This is a genomic window from Vibrio sp. ABG19 (assembly GCF_029962385.1).
Lineage (GTDB): Bacteria > Pseudomonadota > Gammaproteobacteria > Enterobacterales > Vibrionaceae > Vibrio > Vibrio ostreae.
In genome coordinates this window covers 2950692-2969198 of the sequence record NZ_CP071708.1, presented here as the reverse complement: position 1 = coordinate 2969198, position 18507 = coordinate 2950692, and the positions used below count along the sequence as shown (strand labels likewise).

Genomic DNA, 18507 nt, shown 5'->3' with positions numbered 1-18507 from the left:
AGCCTGTGACCACTTATCCTTGATCTGATAACAACAAACAGAGAAGGATCAGTCATGGCAGATCAAAAGGCTTTAGTGGTGGAAGGCGGAGCAATGCGCGGTATTTTTGCCAGCGGCGTGCTTGATTCCTTTATGGACAGTGATTATCGCCCCTACGATTTTGTGATGGGGGTCTCGGCCGGAGCTTCGAATCTGGTTGGCTACTTATCTCATCAGCCACTGCGCAGCTATCAGGTCATCACGCAACTGGCGACCAGTAAAACATTCTACAATCCGCGCCGCTTTCTTCAGGGCGGTAATCTGGTTGATGTGCGCTGGCTGATTGACGAAGCCAATCGTCGGTATCCGATTGATGAAGAGCGGCTGTTTTCGTCAATTCCCTTTTTCGCCGCCGCGACTAATATCAGCACCGGTCAAGCCGATTATTATCAGGTGACACGCGATAACTTTGTGACAGCGATTGAAGCCACTTCTGCACTGCCTTTGGTGTATCGTAGAACCCCTTGTTTTTCAGGTAGTTGTTATACCGATGGTGGTGTTGCTGATTCGATTCCGGTCAAAGAAGCCTATCGGCGAGGTGCGCGCGACATCACAGTAATTCTGTCACACCCGCTCAGTTATCAGATGCGTAAACCGAAAAGTGAGTGGATGATGAAACGTTTGTTTGCCCGCTATCCTGAGGTTGCCCATTCCATCATTCATCGTGCTGAAAAATATAATGGTGCGCTGGAGTTTATTCATAATCCGCCCAAAGACGCGCGTATTCAGGTTATTGCACCACCTGAAACATTCGCAGTTAAGCGACTGACGATGAAAAAGCCGCTCCTCGATCGCGGCTACGAAATGGGACTCAGCGCAGGCCGGCAACATATTCAAAGTCAGTAAAACGTCTATTCAAAGCCAGTAAAACGTGCGTTGACTCGCAGCTCGGCACACCAGCACGACAGCAGCAAAACGTTTTGCTCATGCTGTGCGCCGCATTGGTCAGCCCGCTCGGTGGCCTGAGGTTCAGGTGATTGGAATAATGAGGTAAACCCGCGAAAAAGAGTGAACCTCATGCCCTCAAAAACAACCTGGCTGGCACTAAGTTTGTTAGTTCCGGCCTCATTGGAAGCGCAAACCTTACCGCCGCCTTTTATGGCCGTGATCGAAGCCAACAGCTACTATGACGAGTTAGATCTCGCTGATTACTGGGCGAGTGAAAAACTGGACGGGATTCGTGCTGTCTGGAATGGAACTCAGCTGCTCACACGAACTGGTCATCCAATTCATGCTCCTTTGTGGTTCACCCGTGTACTGCCTGATCATGCGCTGGAGGGGGAATTATGGGCTGGCCGCGGCCACTTCGCGCTGGTGCAGCAGACAGTCCTGGACCAAATGCCGTCTGAACAGGCCTGGGAGCAAATTCGCTTTATGTTGTTTGATTTGCCACGTGCAAACGGGGATTACCGGCAACGTTACCAAAGCCTGATTAAACTGGTTGAGCATATCGATGCCACTCATATTGATTATGTGGAACATCAGGCAATCAAGTCCCGTGAGGCGCTGATGCAACAGCTAGAACGCCTGTCCGATGCCAACGGTGAAGGTATTATGTTACGAAAAATCAGCGCGTTGTACCGGCCCGGGCGCAGCGATGATTTAATTAAACTCAAGCAGCATCAGGATGCGGAAGCACAAGTTATTGGCTATCGTCCCGGTAAGGGCAAATATCAGGGCTTGATGGGGGCCGTACTGGTGAGAAACTCAGATGGAACTGAATTTGCTATCGGCAGCGGGTTTAGTGATGAGCAGCGCCACAGTCCGCCGGAAATTGGCAGTGTGGTCACCTATCGGTTTAACGGACTGACCTCGCAGGGCAAACCGCGTTTTGCCCGTTTTATGCGTGTGCGTCGAACCGATTAAAGGGTAAGAGTGCTCGAGCACCTTGGGCTGATTCTGTGCTTCTTACTTTACTCGCGCCGGCTTACATTTCTGGCGCCGGCTTATTAGACGCTGCTGCCCACTTGCACTGAGCAGCGCTGAAACAACTGCTGCCAGTACTGCATATGCTGGCGCGTGGCGTCACGAAATGCCTGATGACTCTTTTCAATGGCAAAATGATAGTGAGAAGACTCTTGCTGCTCAAACATACTCAAAGACGGCGCGAGCTGCAGGTAAAGGGCGTCCAGCCGGGCGAGGTAGGGCTGAATCTTCTCCACATAATAGGACTGGAACACATTACGCAGATAGGTCAGTTTGGTCTGGTTTCGGTTTGGCCCGCAGATAATTTGCTGATCGTTGTCTGCCAATTGGTGATGGATGGTGATCAGCCACAGTGTTGCGTTATCGAGTGAATACTTGAGATCGCCGAGCAGGGGTTGTTTGTCGAGCACTTCCTGAAACGGCGTCAGTCTGGGCAGGTTAATGGCTAACTGTTGGCTGGTCACGGCTTGCTGTATTTGCGTCATTGCCTGCAATGCCCGGGTAATCTGACTGACATCCCAGCCGCTGTCCAGCCAGCGGTGACTGGATAATTGCGACCGCATTGCGTTACTGTTGTAGAGTAAATTGTACCAATGCAGCGGCAAATCATGCCGTTTAATGGTTTCGATTTCACTGAGTTGCTTGTGCAGTTTGGCCGATATGCCCGGGTTCGCTTGGCAGCGTGTCAGCCCCTGCAGCAGTTGCACCTCGTAATCGAAACGATGAAAACCGTCTTGCACTTTACCCAGCACGGAATTGCGTTCAGCAATCAGGTTGAACAGATCGCATTTTCGCAGTTCATAGCTGTCGAGCAGGCCTATGGTGAGGGATTCGACAGGCAGAGTCACGTCACGTTTTTCTGGCAGACGTTGTAACTGCTCGTCAGGCGCAGGCAGAGCATCGGTATCTTGCACATTGGCAATCCGGGTCAGATATTCATTGAAATCGTTCAGTGCCGGCGCCTGGCCACAAGCCGACAGCATCACCGCACCAAGAATGACAATCAGTATGCGCACAGCGACTCCGTTTAAATTCACTCTGTGTCAGTAAGCTGGTGTCAGGCTACCACAGATAATCGTCAGATGAACAGAATACAAAAAAGGTCAGCATGTTGCTGACCTTTGTACGTTTATCGCCGTTACCTGGTGCAAAACAGCGATGATCTTTACGCTTATCGGGATGCGAACTGCATATGCAGTTCATCGTCCTGTTTTTGCATCCAGTAGAGACGCTGCCCCAGCATCACAGCCGCAGAACTCAGGCCGACAATAAAGCCAATCCAGAAGCCTTTTGCACCCAGCGGTTCGACTATCCAATCCGTCATGGCCAGAATGTAGCCCGCAGGCAGGCCCAAAATCCAGTAGGCAATAAAGGTACGGTTGAAGATCGCCGCCATGTCCTTGTAACCACGCAGGGCGCCGGCGGCAATGACCTGCACTGCATCCACCATCTGGTAAAATGCCGCAAATAGCAACAGGGTCATCGCCAGGCTGACTACCTCCGGGTTATCGGTGTAAAGCAACGCCACGTGTTCACGAAATATCACGGTCAGAGCGGCTGTAATTACTGCCGTGCCGACGCCGACCATCAAACCAACGTTAGAGGCAATCGCGGCGCCTTGTGAATCTTCTTCACCCAGAGTATGCCCAACCCGAATGGATACTGCCGCACCAATGCTCATTGGCAGCATAAAGATCAGCGATGAAAAGTTAAGTGCAACCTGGTGAGCGGCGACCACCAACGAACCCAATGGCGCAACCAAAAGTGCAACCACTGCAAACAGGGTGACTTCAAAAAACAGTGCGGCCGCCACCGGAAAACCGAGTCGCAGCAAGCGCAGTTGCGCTTTCCAGTCCGGTTTGTGAAAGGTTTCGAACAGCTTGATGTGCGCCAGACGCTGTGACGTGACGACGTAAAACAGCAGCATGAAAAACATCAGCCAGTAGACAATCATGGTTGCGACACCACAGCCGATACCGCCCATCGCAGGCATGCCAAATTTACCGTACACGAATATCCAGTTGAGCGGAATATTAAACAACAGGCCGAGAAAGCCGATGACCATGGCGGGTTTAGTCAGTGACATGCCGTCGGTATAGCTGCGCAGGGCCTGAAACAGCAGAAAAGCGGGCACAGCAAACACCACGGCATGCATATAACCGATGGTTTTTTCCTGCATCAGGGCTTCGACATCCATCAGCCCCAGTATGGTTTCGGTTTGCAGCAGCACCAGCACGATAGGGACTGAGACCAGCAGCGCCATCACACAACCCTGATGGATTTGAAACGGAATCTGGCTTTGTTTACCGGAACCATTCAACTGGGCAACGACGGGAACCAGTGCCATTAACAAGCCGACTCCGAACAGGATCGAAGGCAGCCAGATACTGGCAGCAATCGACACGGCCGCCATATCAATCGCGCTCACGCCACCGGCCATCACGGTATCGACAAAGCCCATACCGGTTTGTGCGACCGAAGCGATCAGCACCGGTGTAGCCAGTTTGATCAGAGTTGAGGCTTCTTGTTTATGTAAATGCACAAATTTCTCCGCAGTCAGGTGATCACGCGATCGGTGGTTTTTCGATGCAACAAAAGACGTTTTGATGCTGGAGGGAATGATAAAGAAATGTCACACTAAGCACCACGAAAAACTGTCGGAATCACAAAATGTTTACAGGTATTGTGCAAGGCACAGCAAAAGTTGTGACCATCGAGAAAAAAGAAAAATTTCAGACCCACGTTTTGCAGCTGCCTGCTGCATTAGGACAGGGCCTGACGATAGGCGCATCTGTCGCCCATAACGGGTGTTGTCTGACGGTAACTAAAATTGATGGCGAACAGGTGTCATTTGACCTGATGCAGGAGACACTGCGGTTGACCAACCTCGGCGATCTTGAAGTCGGTGCCGAGGTGAATATTGAACGCGCAGCTAAATTTGGCGATGAAATCGGTGGCCATCATATGTCTGGTCACATCAGTGAAGTTGGCACCATTGTTGACATCATTGACTCACCAAACAACAAAACCATCTGGTTTGAGCTACCACAGCAGCATATGAAGTATGTGTTAGCGAAAGGGTACATTGGGCTGGACGGATGTTCACTGACGATTGGTGAAGTGAAAGATAACCGCTTCAACGTCCATCTTATTCCTGAAACCATGCAGCGCACCCTGTTCGGCGCGCGTCAGGTCGGGGACAAGATCAATATCGAGTTTGATCCGCAGACCCAGGCCATCGTTGATACTGTTGAGCGTGTTCTGGCGTCCCGCACCTGATACAACGTTGCCTTTTACCAAGTTAGTACATCCTGAGGCCGAAATTTTGTTCAGCCTCTGTCTGGTCAGCTTGCTTGCACCTGTGGCCTGATGTCTGCCGGATTCTGCTGCCACATGTGGGTAAATCAGAAAATCTGCTCGTCGTCGGCATCGACACGCAGCTCAATGGTATCCTGCAATTCATCCACCATCATATTGAGGTGCATGGTGTTGCAGCAGGCCGGGCAATCATCATAGAACTCCTGACTGCCATTCGACGCATCAAGCTCGATACGTATCGAGTGCCCGCAATGGGGACAAATAATGGTTTTTTCAGTGAACTCTTTCATGGTTTGTACCTCGCACAGGTAAAAGCGCTCCGGGACAATCCCTGGTCGCCTAAAACGACAGTATGCGTTTAATTTGCTGATCGGCCTGTTCTAAAAACTGACCGCCAAAATGGTTGGTGTGATTAAGCAGGTGATAGAGGTTATAGATATCCCGGCGCTGCTCATAACCCGCTTCCTGTGGCATTACACTGTAATAACCACGATAGAAATCATTGTGGAATCCGCCAAACAGCTCAGTCATGGCAAGATCACATTCACGGTCGCCCCAATAGCAGGAAGGATCGAAACAGACCGGGCCGAACGCAGAGTTAGCCACATTACCATTCCACAAATCGCCATGCAGCAATGAGGGGCGGGGATGATGACTGGCTAAGCGTTGTGTGACCAGATCGACGAACTCCTCAATGTTGACCAGTTCAATGCCTTTCTCTCTGAGCAGTTGCAACTGCCAGCCGATGCGTTGTTCGGCAAAAAAGTGGTTCCATTTTTTTGTCCATTGATTGGGCTGGACAATATTGCCGATAAAGTTATCAACATCGAAACCATACTCTTTTTGGTCGCCCCATTGATGCAGTCGTGCCAGTTGCTGGCCGAACTGATAACTGTGTGCGGCGTCATCGAGCGGTTTGGTCGCGAGATAATTGAGAATAATGAATGCGTGGGTTTTGCTGGCGCCGACCATCACCAGCTCGGGGACAAAAACCGTGTTACTCTCTCGCAGTATACGCAGGTTTTCGGCCTCTAATTCGTACTGAGGCAGGTAATCCCGTTGATTGAGTTTAACAAAGTAACGCTCTCTGCCGTCAGAGATCATGTAGCACTCGTTAATGTCGCCACCATCCAGGCGCGTTTTTTCTGTTATGTCGTACTGGAACATCAAAGTGTCTGAGAGTTGCTGAGCGATCGCTTGCCACATAATCTCTTTCCTATACGGTTACCCTGTTGTAACCAGTTTAGGCGACTTTTAGTAATATTTCAGAGTGTGAATGCGCAGAATTTCATTCACTTACTACGAAATTCCTCTCAGTGCATATAAATGTGACTGTTATCAAGAAAGCAGGTTACTAACAGCACTAGTTATCGTCATTGTGATGGTATAGGGTGGCATAATGTCGCCTTAGTCTGCTGTTACTTCAGGATAAACTGTCAACACAGAGCGAGAGTTGTGCCTGCTTTCTGAGCAGGTGATACGCTCGTTATCAATAATCCGGGTGGCAGAACTGTGCAAACACGAGCACATAGCTTAGTATTAGTCAGGTATTATCAGACTTGGTCAAGCGTTAAAGCGGAGAAGAAAAGTGGTTGTAGAAACCGATGGTTATTTAGCCCTTATTGAACATCTGGCCATGAACATGGATGTATTTACACGTGATGGCGATATAGGCAAAGAGAGTGTTGAAGATGTCATTACGGATATGGTTGCCAGCAACATCATGGCAATTTTTGAGCAGAACCCTGAACTTCACTCTAGCGTACGTTTTAAATTACTGAAAGAGGCCGACTCAGTGGTTGAGGATCTTGGTGAAGTTCTGGCTGGCGTGTGGGCCAAACCTGCTACCAACGAACAAATCGAGTTCCTTGATGAATACATTGCCCTGGTCAAAAACCTGTTTGACTCCGCGGTCAGTAAATATGATTAAAAGGCCGGAGATAATCAATTAACCTCGGTATAATCAATTAATCTGAGGGGCCGCCTCAACCCGGCGAAATTGCCAGAATGTTGAGGCCCAGTAGGGATTGTCCAGCCTGGAGATCATCACGCCTTGTGAAGTAGACGCGTGCATAAAGCGCTTATTGCCGATATAGACTCCGACATGACGGGTTTGCGGTGCCGTCTTGAAAAATACCAAATCGCCATATTGTGCTTGTGCGTAACCGATTTTTGCGCCAAGCCGGCTCTGTGAATAAGTGGTGCGCGGCAGGTGTTGCTGCCACGCATCGCGAAATGCTATCTGTACAAAAGCAGAGCAGTCGATACCGTCCTTGCTTTTCCCGCCCAGTTGATAAGGCACACCGCGCCACTGGTTAAACACCTCAAACAGCGCTGCTTCTTTTTGTTCTGTAGCGATTTGTTCCGGCTCAGCCTGATGACTGAGTGCTGGTAAGCTTTGTCCACTTGCTGTTGGCGTGCTGGAGCAGCCATTGAGCAGAATAAATACTGTGGCAATAATGAGAATTCTTGATTTTGAATAACTTAGCATCTTGACGTCTTTCATTTGTCACTCAACTGAAATCTGTGTGAAATATTTCTGACACATTTGCTTTTTACCATGGCGGCGGACCTTCAATTGTGGAATGGGATTCTCAATTTTTATGACTCAGCCGACTCAACAGGGCAAAGTGCTGTCACTTATCCAGACCCTGACCGCCATCTTCATGACGATTACCTTACTTGTCATTATTCTCTCTGTCACTAGTATCAAAGGTATAGGCCGGGTTGGCGATCAGTTCAACCACCTTTCCCAGCAAGCATTACCTCTGGCTATGAATAACGCGGCTTTGACACAAAATATCCTCGAACAGGTAAAGTTTCTCGGATATGGCACGCGTGCAGCCAGTACCGAAGAGCTGGGCAAGACTCAGCAACAAATTGCTGATTTAGCGCAGCAGGCGCAAAAAATTCTGCTGGAAATGGACGGTTTTTCGACCCAGTTTAATGATCTGGTCGACAAGCAGAAGCAGCAGGCATTGGTACAAAATATTAAGCAGCTCAAACAGTTATCCGGCGCGATACTGCAAGCGCAGGATCAGCAGCTGCAACAACAAAAGACGATAGCCGAGCAAGCAACCGGTTTTCGTTATGGCATGAGTTCTATGGGTCCGGAAATGAGTCGGATTGCCTCGTTTCTGGCGGTGGACAACCCCAGTTCTATGGATGCCGCGAACCGTTTTACTGCGTCCGCCAGTTCGATGGAAAGCACTTTCCTGATGCTGATGATGCAAGATGACCTGACTCAGGCGAATAGCCAGTATAAAGAGCTGAAAAATCGTATTGCCGGCTTAGAACTGGCCTTTGATGATTTTAAAGAGTGGCATCCCGACGTGACGGAATTTGCCAGCCTGACCGCTCCTTACGCTATGGTGCAAGACGGGTTTAAAAAAGGTGGCATTCTTGACCAAATCCTGCAAAAACTGCACACCTCCCAACAGCAAAACCAGGACTTCAGTCAAGCTGCGGTAGTGGCTCAGAAAATCATTTCTCAGCTCAATTCGATGTCGAGTGATGCGCGCATCCTTATTGCTGATCAGAAACAGGAAGTGCAGGCGACGATGCAAAATGTACGCTGGACACAGATAATCGGTGGCGCGATCCTGGTAATGATGATTGTGCTCGCCTGGTTTGGTTTACGCCGTTGGGTCAATCTGGGGATGAATAACATCAGTGCTCAGCTGACTGCGATGACCGCGCACGACTTTTCTCATCAGGCTGGTTTAAGCGGACCTCAGGAATTCCATCATATCGCCGCTCAGCTCAACCAGGTGATTGACAGTACCCGTGATTCACTGGCAACAGTGACTCGTAACTGTGAGACCTTATATCAAACTGCAGAACTGAGCCATGATGCGGCCAGTGAATCGGACAAAAGTCTGGCTGCACAGAACCAGTCACTGATTAATATGGTCACTACGATTAACCAGCTTGAAGCATCGATTCGCGAAATTGCGTCGGTGACCAATGACTCCTATACCGATGCGGTTTCGGCGGCAGAGCACGCTTCGCACGGCGTAGCGGTCGTGGACCAAAACCGGACGCGTCTGCAGTCACTCGAGTCTACCCTGAATATCAATGAAACGGCGATGCATGAACTCAATACCCACGTGAGTAAAATCCGCGAAATGGTTGATGTGATCAGCGGCATTGCTGACAGTACCAATTTACTGGCTCTCAACGCGGCGATTGAGGCGGCGCGGGCCGGAGAGCAGGGACGAGGGTTTGCGGTGGTGGCCGATGAAGTGCGTAAACTGGCCAGTGATACCAGTACTCAAACGGCCAATATCCGCGCCATGATGACCGAGTTAGTTCAGGCGGCAAGTCGCTCGCGCCAGTCGGTGGAGGATTCACGAGTCGAAATGGTCGATGCACTGAGTTCCAGTGAGGCGGTGAAGACGACATTTACTGACATTGCCCAGGCAGTGTCACACATCCGCGCACGGGTTGAGCAGATTTCTGTGGCCACGGAAGAGCAGGAGAGAGCGACCGCAGATGTCAGCCAGTCAATCAGCCAGATTTCCGACCAGGGCACGCACACGAAACAGCAACTGGAGGCGATGTTGGAGAGTTCCCAGCAGGTTGCGGACATTGCCGGTCACCAGCAAACCATGCTGCATAAATATACTCTGACCTCCTAAACACTTTCCGGCTCTTCAGTCTGTTGCGATTTAGCGAGCAGGTTCAACCCAGCATGGCGCGGTTTTCACTGCGCCTTGCTGCTTTAATCATTGGCTGATTTACTGATTGATGTGATCCGCAACTAGAATAAATCAGATGAAGCGAAGGTGAGAGATTACTCGCTTAAGCTTCAGCGCGGCTTATTCACCGCTGTTTAGTGTTAACGATCACGGAAAGGCTGAGTCAGCATTTTATCCAGCCACTGCTCCCTAGCGCGTTGAAACTGCTTAAGTCCGATTTTCATCTGTTCATGCCCCTGCTGAGGCTGGGCAATGTAAGTACCAAACACGCGATCCCACACCGAGAGAAAAAAGCCGAAGTTCGAATGCATTTCCCGTTCAATCACCGAATGGTGTACCCGGTGCATGTCTGGCGTGACAATCACATTTCTTAGCCAGCGGTCTACGCTGAGCGGTAACCGGGCGTTACTGTGATTAAACATCGCACTGGCATTGAGCAACACTTCAAATATGACGACGGCCAGCGCAGGAGCACCGAGCAGGGTAATCGCACCGACTTTCACCCACATAGACACAATGATCTCAAGCGGATGAAAACGTGCGCCGGTTGTCACGTCGATATCCTGGTCGGCATGATGCATCCGGTGCATACGCCACAACCAGGGAATGCGGTGAAACAGAACATGTTGGGTGTAGATGATCACATCGAGCGCGATGATGGCGACAGGCACAACGAGATAAGCCGGAACATCGAACCAGTGCAGCACCCCGAAACGGGTGTGTTCAGACCACATTGCCGCCGATAACGTGGCGACCGGCATCACCAACGCCAGAATGAGGCTGTTGAGGCCGACTAAGCCTAAATTGTTGAGCCAACGCAGCCATTTGCTGCATGACAGGGTTTTACGTGGTTGATTCGATTCCCACAGCGCGCAAGCAAGGAGCACCAGAATGAAAATCAGCAACCGAATCATATCCGTATGTTGTAACATCAAAGCCTCCGAACCCTCAGGTTCCTTTTGACTATCTGCTGGCAGCTACCCGCCGGTGACCTTTTCTGCGTGTCCGCTTGCCGTTACTGCTCATCTTAGTTGTGCGTGCTTTATGACTGGCTGGCGTTGTTTGTCGCGCTGTTTTACGCATACCAGGCCAATCAGGGCTGGCATGTGCCACGCCAGGACAGTAAAATCCGCTGTCCATTTTTATCATCAACCCGGGTTATGAGAATACACGCCTTTCACCATTTGTATCAGTATCGCTTAGAACGATCAACTAAACCATTTATTGCGCGCGGATCACGCATCAGGCGCTGTCCGTTTTGTCATGTCGCTGAAGCGCATTGCCTGTGTCCTCATCAGCCGGATGTGGAGACCGGTGTGGCTGTGATGTTGATCGTATCGGAAAACGAAGTCTTCAAACCAAGCAATACCGGGCGTCTGATTGCCGATACCATCAAGGAAACCTATGTTTATCAATGGCACCGCACTGAGCCGGATGAAAAAATGTTAGCGCTGTTAACTGACCCAGACTATTACCCGGTACTGGTGTTCCCCGCGCAAGATGAAGCTGACAAACCAAGAGTTCTGGACGATGTGACGGCCACGATCAATGGCCGAAAGCCATTACTGATTCTGATTGATGGCAGTTGGCGAGAAGCAAAACGTATTTTCCGTAAATCACCTTATCTGGCGAGTCTGCCGTTGGTGTCGATCGAGCCGGAAACGGTATCGCGTTACGTGATGCGCAAGTCTGATAACGAGCAACATCTGGCGACCGCAGAAGTGGCCAGTCTGGTCCTGGAAAAATTTGGCGAACATGCTGCCGCCGATACTTTGCGACTGTGGTTTGATGCGTTTCGGGAAAGCTATCTGCTCGCCAAATCGCGCATGAAAAGCAGTGAAAACAAGCAGGCATTGCAGGCGTATCTTACCCAGCAGGCGCGCTGATGACGTTTTGATGCCCGATGATGCTGATCAAGACTGGTTGCATCTTACGCAAACAGTCTGTATCGCCAAATAAACCGGTGTTTTGTCACGGAATGGGGGAATCGGGTTGTGGATAATAACGCGGTTTGATTTTACCTGTGTGGGTGTATTGCGCCCGTATTGGTTATTGTTGCCAGGAATGGCTTTCCCCGACTCGGGATTTATTAGGAGAGAATCACATGTACTACGGCTTCGATGTCGGTGGGACCAAAATTGAGTTTGGTGCCTTCAATAATAAGCTTGAGCGCATGGCGACCGAACGCGTTGCTACCCCAACAGACGATTACGCGTTACTGGTGGACACGATAGCAGATCTGGTGGCGAAGTATGACCAGCAATTTGGTGTGCAAGGGACGATTGGCCTTGGTCTGCCAGGCATGGAAGACGCGGATGATGCGACTGTACTGACGGTGAATATTCCTTCAGCCAATGGCAAGCCGCTGCGCGCCGATCTGGAAGCGAAAATCGGCCGCCAGGTTAAGATTGAAAACGATGCTAACTGTTTTGCATTGTCTGAAGCCTGGGATGAAGAATTGAAAGATGAGCCGGCAGTGATGGGCTTGATCCTGGGTACTGGTTTTGGCGGTGGCTTTGTGTTCGAGGGTAAGATTTTTTCTGGGCGTAATCACGTTGCCGGTGAAGTCGGCCATATGCGCATGCCGATCGATGCCTGGTTCCACTTAGGTGCCGATAAAGCCCCTCTGCTGAGTTGTGGTTGCGGCAAGAAAGGTTGTCTGGATAACTATCTGTCCGGCCGTGGCTTTGAATTGCTCTACCAGCACTATTTTGGCGAGAAGAAAGCGGCGATCGAGATTATTAATGCGTATCAGCAGGGCGAAGCGAAAGCCGCGGAACATGTTGAGCGTTTTATGGAAATGCTGGCGATTTGTTTTGCTAACATTTTCACCGCCAACGATCCGGATGTGGTTGTGCTGGGCGGTGGTTTGTCTAACTTTGAACTGATATATCAGGAACTGCCGAAACGTATTCCCAAACACCTGTTGTCTGTTGCTAAGTGCCCTAAAATTATTCAGGCCAAACACGGCGATTCAGGTGGCGTGCGCGGCGCGGCGTTTTTAAATATTAAGTGATTGCTTTTCAATATTATCAGTACCCAAACACTGAACACAAAAAGGGCCTACCGTTTGGTAAGCCCTTTTTATCATTCTGCTTTTGGCTTTTTACCCACACCAAAGTTTTCCTTTGGTTGCAGTGTAATGATGCCAAAACCCAGCTTTTTGAAGTGATTATCACGATAATTGCGTACCGCTTTACTATCTGAAATGGCCTCAATCTGTTGTTCCATTTTCAGATAGGATGTCAGGTCGATGCCTTCTGCTTCGGCAACCGCTTCGTGAATATTGCGGTGCTTTTCATAAGAAAACGACAGCGTTTTATCCTGATTTTTGTACGTATAAATAATGGTACGAGCCATGCTAATTCTCTCTCCAACTGCTTTAAGGCTGTTTAGCGGCCTAGATTCTGCCTTGTAGTGGGATGATTGTCACGCTTTCACCGACTTTTACTGTATCAATAGCCGGGCCGATCTCAATCAGACAGTTGGCTTCACTCATCGAGCGCAGAATACCAGAACCTTGTTTACCCGTGGTTTGCACCACCAGTTGCCCCTGATGATTGACATGATAGATCCCGCGACTGAATTCTGTTCGCCCTTGGCGAGAACGCAAATCTTCACTGGCCAGCGCCTGAACTTTAAGTGGTTGCCAGTCATGTTCACCCTGCATTTTACGCACAGCAGGCTCGACAAAATTAATGAATGACACCATCACTGCGACCGGATTTCCCGGCAACCCGAAAAACGGGGTGTTGTCGACTTCACCAAACGCTAGCGGACGGCCAGGGCGCATATTAATACGCCAGAAATCAATCCGGCCCAGCTTTTCCAGCGCAGACTTAATGAAATCGGCGTCACCGACGGATACGCCGCCGGACGTCATGATGATGTCGGCCGACTGGGCAGCCTGCACCAGCGTGTCCATCATCAGGATTTCATCGTCTTCGATGATGCCAAAGTCGATCACTTCACAATTCAATTGCTGCAAAAGGCCCATCAGCGTATAGCGGTTTGAATCATAAATAGAGTGGCCGTTGGTCTCTGTTCCTGGTGCCTGAACTTCATCACCGGTCGAAAACAGTGCCACCTTGAGGCGGCGATAGACGGGTACCGTCGTCATGCCCAGCGATGCGATCATCCCCATTTCAGCTGACTGGATACGTTGCCCCGGCAGAAATACTGACTGGCCTTGGGCAAGATCTTCTCCTGCCTGACGGACATTTTGTCCCGCTTTAATCACGGCGTCGGCAAAGGCGACAAATTGACCATCCTGCTTTGCCTGCTCGCGCATGATAACGGTATCGGCACCCGCCGGAACAGGTGCTCCGGTCATAATTTTTACGGCTTGCCCAGCTTGTAACGGCTGCGGATAGCCGTGTCCGGCCAGCACTTCGCACATAACTTCAAACTGCTCAAGGCCAACGTCTTCACTACGAATCGCGTAACCGTCCATCGCAGAGTTGCGATACGCCGGAACGTTAATAGGGGATTCAATGGCATCGCTCAGTACGCGGCCATAACTGGCTTCAACGGCGAGCATTTCTGTGTCGCTGATCGGATGGACTGCAGACAGAATTTTTTCCACGCCTTCTGTGACCGACAAAAACGCGGGAGACAAGGTATCGCAGCTGGCCGGTTGCGGCGAAGCGGGCTTTGATGCTGCGTGAAACTCGTGCGCATAGTCGAGCACAAACTGACTGATGGCCTGCAGATCATTAATGTTGAGCTGAGGTAATTCGGATTCAATCTTTTCGTCAGCGGCAACTGCGATGATGTTGTTGTCATTCGGATAGAGCCAGGGTTTACCGACTGCTGCGCGATGCAGTTCAATTTTGGGGAAGGCGATGTTTTTACAGCCTTCAACCAGAATCAGATCCAGTTGCTGATGATCAAAGCGGGTCAGCAGGTAATCAAATTCGGCTTCCGCATCCGGGGTTTCGGTCATTAGTGCATGGCGGTTACGGGACGCAATCAACATCTGGGAAGCGCCGGCTTTACGCAGACGATAGCTGTCTTTGCCCGGCTTATCGACATCAAAATGGTGGTGGGCATGTTTTAGTACGCCCACCCGAAGCCCGGCTGCAGTCAGTTTAGGCAGCAGAGCCTCCAATAAGGTTGTTTTACCGGTTCCTGAGTAGGCGGCAAATCCGAGCAGCGGCAGTTTAAGGGCTGAAGTCTGACGATCATTCGTCTGACGAACAGGAATAGTCATGGCTGTAATGCTCCGAACTGAGCCAGCTCTTGTGGCGTATTCAGGTTAAAAAAGCAATCTGGACAGTCGCGGAAATCGACTTCACGAGTGTGGCATTCATTGTAAAGTAATACAATTTTACGGTCGCCACGTTCAAGAAACGCGCTCAGTTTAGGCAGCACCCGTTTATGGAACAGGGTAAAGACCGGCTGAGTGTGTTGCCCGTCGCTGGCGACCAGAATGTCACATTCCGGAGTGACGGTGTCACAAAAACGCTGCACTAAATCGGTCGCAATCATAGGGCTGTCACAAGGGACAAATCCGACCCAATCGGTTGATGCCGCTTTGAGTCCGGCATGAATGCCGCCCAGCGGACCGGGAAAGTCAGCAAATTCATCGCTCACCACGGGAGCAAATTGCTGATACCAATCCTGATTACGGTTCGCGTTGATCAGGATATGTTCGGCTTGTGGGGTTAACCGTTCCAGCACATGCTGGATGAGCGGCTTGTTGTTGAGTGTAATCAGACCTTTGTCGTTTCCGCCCATCCGGCTCGCCTGGCCACCGGCTAAAATAACCCAACTAGTTTGAGAGGGAAGTAACATAGGGATTCTCTTGTTCTTCTTTAACAATATGCAGTAATGGCGACTCAATTAAGGTGCGATCTTTTATCCACCACTGCTTTTTACATAATGCGGTCAAAGCGTTGCTCTGGTGACTGGTAATCACCAGACTGGAGCCCCTGTCCAGTAAGTCTTTGGCCATTATAACTAATCTCTTGATGGATTCCTGGTCTAATGACGCACTCGGCTCATCCATCAGCAAAATAGAGGGCTTCAGAATCCAGGCTCTGGCCATGGCAACGCGCTGCTTCTCACCGCCGGACAATACCGAGACATGCTCATCGGCTAAGGTTTCCAGACCGACCATACGCAGTGCGGTGATCACTTCAGCACGTTTGTCTTTGGCAGACAAAGCACAATAACGAATCCCGTACACTACATTTTGATAGACAGTATCATCGAACAGATAGGGGCTTTGATGAAGATAAATAACGTCGCGATGAGCCCGGCCGTGCCACAGACGGCGCCACCAGGTCCGGGACTGCGAAACGGAGCCCATACTGGGTGACAGCAATCCGGACAAAATCTTGAGTAAGGTCGTTTTACCGACACCGTTATCGCCCTTGAGATAGATAGCGTCATTCGGCCCGATCGACAGATCGGCAATATGAAATAGAACGCGATCTTTAAAGCGCATTGATAACTGCGTCGCGGTTAATTTAATCGACATTCAACGTCCTTATGCAGCAGCTTAACTTTTTGACAAACCAAATCAGCACTTTGTACGAGCCCCAACGGTTGAATAAACCCGTTGAGGTACAAAAACACAAGCGGTGCCATGGTCGGTATTTTCGTTGTCAGTCATACCTTATTAACGGTGATCGTTTGGTAACGATCAGGTACGTAAATATCCTTTACCACGCATACTTGAGAGCAAAAAGTTTAACGCCAATGCCAAACAGAGTAGCACCATACCGAGTGCTACGCCTTGAGCAAAAGCGCCTTTATGACTTTCCATTGCGATTGCCGTCGGAATATTGCGGGTCAGACCCATGATATTGCCGCCGACCATCATCGAGCAGCCAACTTCAGTCACGATACGGGAAAAAGCGGTAATGGTGGCCGCACATAAAGGAAAACGCGTTTCCCATATCATTGTAGCGGTAATACGCGGTATTGATGCACCGAGTGTCATAGCGGTTTCCACTGAGCGGCGATCACTGGATTGCAAAGCGCCATGCATCATGGAAACAAGTATGGGTAAACAAATCAGCATTTGGCCGAAGATCATCGCCTTTTGAGTGAACAGCATTTGCCAGTCACCCATCGGACCTGAGCGCGACAACAGCATATACAGCAGCAGGCCGATAACCACAGTCGGTACCGCCTGCAGGGTATTAATCAGTGACAGCAGAGCCCACTTACCACGAAAGCTGGTATAAGCCAGCATAAATGCCAGCAGCACCGCTGGGGCGATAACCAGGCACAATGCGGCCAGTGAGACACTGAAGGAGACCGCAACGATCTCCCACAGTTCAGAGTCAAAGTTGACCAGTAATGTCAGCGCATCCAGGGTAGTTTGCCAAAGACTCATGAATAGCGCTTACTCGTTGGCGTTGGCAACAAACAGTTGTTGGCCATTGAGTTTAAACTCGTTGATCATCTTCTGGCCTTCGGCATTGATCAGCCAGTCGTGAAACGCTTTTGCGCCTTTGACGTTGAGGGTTGAGTAGCGCTCCGGGTTGACCAGAATGACCTGATACGGGTTAAACAGCGCTTTATCCCCCTGGAACAGGATTTTCAGATCCAGTTTATTGGTGTAAGCCAGCCAGGTACCGCGGTCGGTCATGGTGTAAGCCTGCATTTCTGACGCCATGTTCAGCGTCGGGCCCATGCCCTGGCCAACAGAACGATAGCCACCGAAGTTAGGCTCAATCTTGGTTTGCGCCCAGATACCCATTTCTTTTTTGTGCGTACCGGAATCGTCACCGCGAGAAACGAAAGTCACGCCCTGAGTGGCAATTTGCTTAAATACCGCGCCAATGTCTTTTTGCTCTGCCACGTGTGCAGGGTCGTTTTCCGGGCCGACGATGACAAAGTCGTTGTACATCAGCTTGTGAGGTTCGATACCGAAACCTTGTTCAACAAAATTCGCTTCTGCTTTCGGTGCGTGGGTCATCACCAGATCCACGTCGCCGTTTTCGCCCATTTTCAGTGCTTTACCGGTACCGGCAGCAATCACATCCACCTTATAACCGGACTCTTTTTCAAACTGAGGCAATAAATAATCAAGCAGGCCGGAGTGATAGGTACTGGTGGTCGTGGCCAGTCGGATACGTGAAGCGTCTTCGGCACTGCTGGCAGAATAGCTGACGAGCAGAAGTGAGGTAGCAGCAAGACTCAGAGTCACTTTTTTCATGATAATTTCCGTATTGGTTGAGAATTGAACGAATGCCAGACCAGGAACGTATGTACTGACGCTTACTTTGCTTGCGCGCGCATATCGCTTACGTTGCTGAGCGATAGTGGATTAATCGTTATGTTGTTTATCCGGGTTCTTGTTAATCAGAACTCTTATTAAACACACTTTGGATAACCAGGCTTTTGTTATCCAAGATCAAGAGCAATCAGTACTTTACCTTAGCCAGACAGACTTTAAGGCACCCGACACAATGCAATCGCAATGCCAGATTACAAGAGGGGGCATCCAGCATTAATTGTTTATTATCTCAGCAAAAAACACGAGCAAATGACGAAAATTGTCGTAAAA

19 protein-coding genes are annotated in these 18507 nt (G+C 50.0%); 7 read left to right on the top strand and 12 right to left on the bottom strand.

Annotated elements, in window-relative coordinates; translation table 11 throughout:
• Nucleotides 1-54: 54 nt before the first annotated feature.
• Nucleotides 55-885, top strand: a complete 831-nt coding sequence (locus tag J0X00_RS19705) for a patatin family protein (RefSeq protein WP_136486369.1) — start codon at nt 55-57, stop codon at nt 883-885.
• 171 nt (nt 886-1056) lie between these two features.
• Nucleotides 1057-1905, top strand: a complete 849-nt coding sequence (locus tag J0X00_RS19700; protein WP_282477545.1) for a DNA ligase — start codon at nt 1057-1059, stop codon at nt 1903-1905.
• 83 nt (nt 1906-1988) lie between these two features.
• Here the strand turns inward: J0X00_RS19700 and J0X00_RS19695 are convergent, their stop codons facing one another.
• Both J0X00_RS19695 and J0X00_RS19690 read right to left on the bottom strand, forming a co-directional pair.
• Nucleotides 1989-2981 (bottom strand): DUF3080 domain-containing protein, encoded by a 993-nt coding sequence (locus J0X00_RS19695; protein WP_282477544.1) that lies wholly within the window; start codon nt 2979-2981, stop codon nt 1989-1991.
• Nucleotides 2982-3136: 155 nt separating this feature from the next.
• The gene (locus tag J0X00_RS19690) at nt 3137-4507 is read right to left on the bottom strand and encodes an MATE family efflux transporter (protein WP_218563081.1); all 1371 of its coding nucleotides are present in this window, start codon (nt 4505-4507) and stop codon (nt 3137-3139) included.
• Between the two features lie 128 nt (nt 4508-4635).
• On the opposite strand from J0X00_RS19690, the gene J0X00_RS19685 reads away from it, so the two are divergent.
• Nucleotides 4636-5244, top strand: a complete 609-nt coding sequence (locus tag J0X00_RS19685) for a riboflavin synthase subunit alpha (protein WP_282477543.1) — start codon at nt 4636-4638, stop codon at nt 5242-5244.
• A gap of 125 nt (nt 5245-5369) precedes the next feature.
• Here the strand turns inward: J0X00_RS19685 and J0X00_RS19680 are convergent, their stop codons facing one another.
• Nucleotides 5370-5573: a CPXCG motif-containing cysteine-rich protein gene (locus tag J0X00_RS19680; RefSeq protein WP_282477542.1), complete on the bottom strand. Its 204-nt coding sequence runs from the start codon at nt 5571-5573 to the stop codon at nt 5370-5372.
• 49 nt (nt 5574-5622) lie between these two features.
• A complete protein-coding gene (locus tag J0X00_RS19675) occupies nt 5623-6489 on the bottom strand; it encodes a fructosamine kinase family protein (protein ID WP_282477541.1) in 867 nt (288 codons plus the stop codon).
• A gap of 382 nt (nt 6490-6871) precedes the next feature.
• On the opposite strand from J0X00_RS19675, the gene J0X00_RS19670 reads away from it, so the two are divergent.
• Nucleotides 6872-7213, top strand: a complete 342-nt coding sequence (locus J0X00_RS19670; protein ID WP_136486385.1) for a DUF3802 family protein — start codon at nt 6872-6874, stop codon at nt 7211-7213.
• Between the two features lie 33 nt (nt 7214-7246).
• On the opposite strand, the gene J0X00_RS19665 is transcribed toward J0X00_RS19670, so the two are convergent.
• Nucleotides 7247-7774, bottom strand: a complete 528-nt coding sequence (locus J0X00_RS19665; protein ID WP_282477540.1) for an NlpC/P60 family protein — start codon at nt 7772-7774, stop codon at nt 7247-7249.
• Between the two features lie 112 nt (nt 7775-7886).
• On the opposite strand from J0X00_RS19665, the gene J0X00_RS19660 reads away from it, so the two are divergent.
• On the top strand, nt 7887-9923 hold the full coding sequence (locus J0X00_RS19660; RefSeq protein WP_282477539.1) for a methyl-accepting chemotaxis protein: 2037 nt from the start codon (nt 7887-7889) through the stop codon (nt 9921-9923).
• A gap of 200 nt (nt 9924-10123) precedes the next feature.
• Here the strand turns inward: J0X00_RS19660 and J0X00_RS19655 are convergent, their stop codons facing one another.
• A complete protein-coding gene (locus J0X00_RS19655) occupies nt 10124-10915 on the bottom strand; it encodes a sterol desaturase family protein (protein ID WP_136486391.1) in 792 nt (263 codons plus the stop codon).
• Between the two features lie 228 nt (nt 10916-11143).
• On the opposite strand from J0X00_RS19655, the gene J0X00_RS19650 reads away from it, so the two are divergent.
• Both J0X00_RS19650 and nagK read left to right on the top strand, forming a co-directional pair.
• On the top strand, nt 11144-11869 hold the full coding sequence (locus J0X00_RS19650; RefSeq protein WP_282478327.1) for a tRNA-uridine aminocarboxypropyltransferase: 726 nt from the start codon (nt 11144-11146) through the stop codon (nt 11867-11869).
• A gap of 218 nt (nt 11870-12087) precedes the next feature.
• Nucleotides 12088-12999 (top strand): N-acetylglucosamine kinase, encoded by a 912-nt coding sequence (nagK, locus tag J0X00_RS19645; protein ID WP_218563086.1) that lies wholly within the window; start codon nt 12088-12090, stop codon nt 12997-12999.
• Nucleotides 13000-13070: 71 nt separating this feature from the next.
• Here the strand turns inward: nagK and J0X00_RS19640 are convergent, their stop codons facing one another.
• The 6 genes from J0X00_RS19640 to J0X00_RS19615 form a co-directional block, all read right to left on the bottom strand.
• Complete coding sequence (locus tag J0X00_RS19640; protein WP_136486396.1) at nt 13071-13343, bottom strand: DUF2960 domain-containing protein; 273 nt, start codon at nt 13341-13343, stop codon at nt 13071-13073.
• 40 nt (nt 13344-13383) lie between these two features.
• Nucleotides 13384-15195, bottom strand: coding sequence for a bifunctional molybdopterin-guanine dinucleotide biosynthesis adaptor protein MobB/molybdopterin molybdotransferase MoeA (locus J0X00_RS19635; RefSeq protein WP_282477538.1), 1812 nt, complete (start codon nt 15193-15195; stop codon nt 13384-13386).
• Complete coding sequence (gene mobA / locus J0X00_RS19630; protein WP_136486400.1) at nt 15192-15779, bottom strand: molybdenum cofactor guanylyltransferase MobA; 588 nt, start codon at nt 15777-15779, stop codon at nt 15192-15194. The genes J0X00_RS19635 and mobA overlap by 4 nt, the downstream gene beginning before the upstream one ends.
• A complete protein-coding gene (locus J0X00_RS19625; RefSeq protein WP_136486402.1) occupies nt 15757-16467 on the bottom strand; it encodes an energy-coupling factor ABC transporter ATP-binding protein in 711 nt (236 codons plus the stop codon). The genes mobA and J0X00_RS19625 overlap by 23 nt, the downstream gene beginning before the upstream one ends.
• A 165-nt stretch (nt 16468-16632) precedes the next feature.
• On the bottom strand, nt 16633-17331 hold the full coding sequence (locus tag J0X00_RS19620; RefSeq protein WP_282477537.1) for an ABC transporter permease: 699 nt from the start codon (nt 17329-17331) through the stop codon (nt 16633-16635).
• A 9-nt stretch (nt 17332-17340) separates the two neighbouring features.
• Complete coding sequence (locus J0X00_RS19615) at nt 17341-18156, bottom strand: substrate-binding domain-containing protein (RefSeq protein WP_136486406.1); 816 nt, start codon at nt 18154-18156, stop codon at nt 17341-17343.
• Between the last annotated feature and the right edge of the window lie 351 nt (nt 18157-18507).

What these genes read in the sequence shown, in the direction of transcription:
- J0X00_RS19705 (WP_136486369.1), top strand. Translation starts at nt 55, where the DNA reads ATGGCAGATCAAAAGGCTTTAGTGGTGGAAGGCGGAGCAATGCGCGGT.
- J0X00_RS19700 (WP_282477545.1), top strand. Translation starts at nt 1,057, where the DNA reads ATGCCCTCAAAAACAACCTGGCTGGCACTAAGTTTGTTAGTTCCGGCC.
- J0X00_RS19685 (WP_282477543.1), top strand. Translation starts at nt 4,636, where the DNA reads ATGTTTACAGGTATTGTGCAAGGCACAGCAAAAGTTGTGACCATCGAG.
- J0X00_RS19680 (WP_282477542.1), bottom strand. Translation starts at nt 5,573, where the DNA reads ATGAAAGAGTTCACTGAAAAAACCATTATTTGTCCCCATTGCGGGCAC.
- J0X00_RS19675 (WP_282477541.1), bottom strand. Translation starts at nt 6,489, where the DNA reads ATGTGGCAAGCGATCGCTCAGCAACTCTCAGACACTTTGATGTTCCAG.
- J0X00_RS19665 (WP_282477540.1), bottom strand. Translation starts at nt 7,774, where the DNA reads ATGCTAAGTTATTCAAAATCAAGAATTCTCATTATTGCCACAGTATTT.
- J0X00_RS19660 (WP_282477539.1), top strand. Translation starts at nt 7,887, where the DNA reads ATGACTCAGCCGACTCAACAGGGCAAAGTGCTGTCACTTATCCAGACC.
- J0X00_RS19655 (WP_136486391.1), bottom strand. Translation starts at nt 10,915, where the DNA reads ATGTTACAACATACGGATATGATTCGGTTGCTGATTTTCATTCTGGTG.
- J0X00_RS19650 (WP_282478327.1), top strand. Translation starts at nt 11,144, where the DNA reads ATGAGAATACACGCCTTTCACCATTTGTATCAGTATCGCTTAGAACGA.
- nagK (WP_218563086.1), top strand. Translation starts at nt 12,088, where the DNA reads ATGTACTACGGCTTCGATGTCGGTGGGACCAAAATTGAGTTTGGTGCC.
- J0X00_RS19640 (WP_136486396.1), bottom strand. Translation starts at nt 13,343, where the DNA reads ATGGCTCGTACCATTATTTATACGTACAAAAATCAGGATAAAACGCTG.
- J0X00_RS19635 (WP_282477538.1), bottom strand. Translation starts at nt 15,195, where the DNA reads ATGACTATTCCTGTTCGTCAGACGAATGATCGTCAGACTTCAGCCCTT.
- mobA (WP_136486400.1), bottom strand. Translation starts at nt 15,779, where the DNA reads ATGTTACTTCCCTCTCAAACTAGTTGGGTTATTTTAGCCGGTGGCCAG.
- J0X00_RS19625 (WP_136486402.1), bottom strand. Translation starts at nt 16,467, where the DNA reads ATGTCGATTAAATTAACCGCGACGCAGTTATCAATGCGCTTTAAAGAT.
- J0X00_RS19620 (WP_282477537.1), bottom strand. Translation starts at nt 17,331, where the DNA reads ATGAGTCTTTGGCAAACTACCCTGGATGCGCTGACATTACTGGTCAAC.
- J0X00_RS19615 (WP_136486406.1), bottom strand. Translation starts at nt 18,156, where the DNA reads ATGAAAAAAGTGACTCTGAGTCTTGCTGCTACCTCACTTCTGCTCGTC.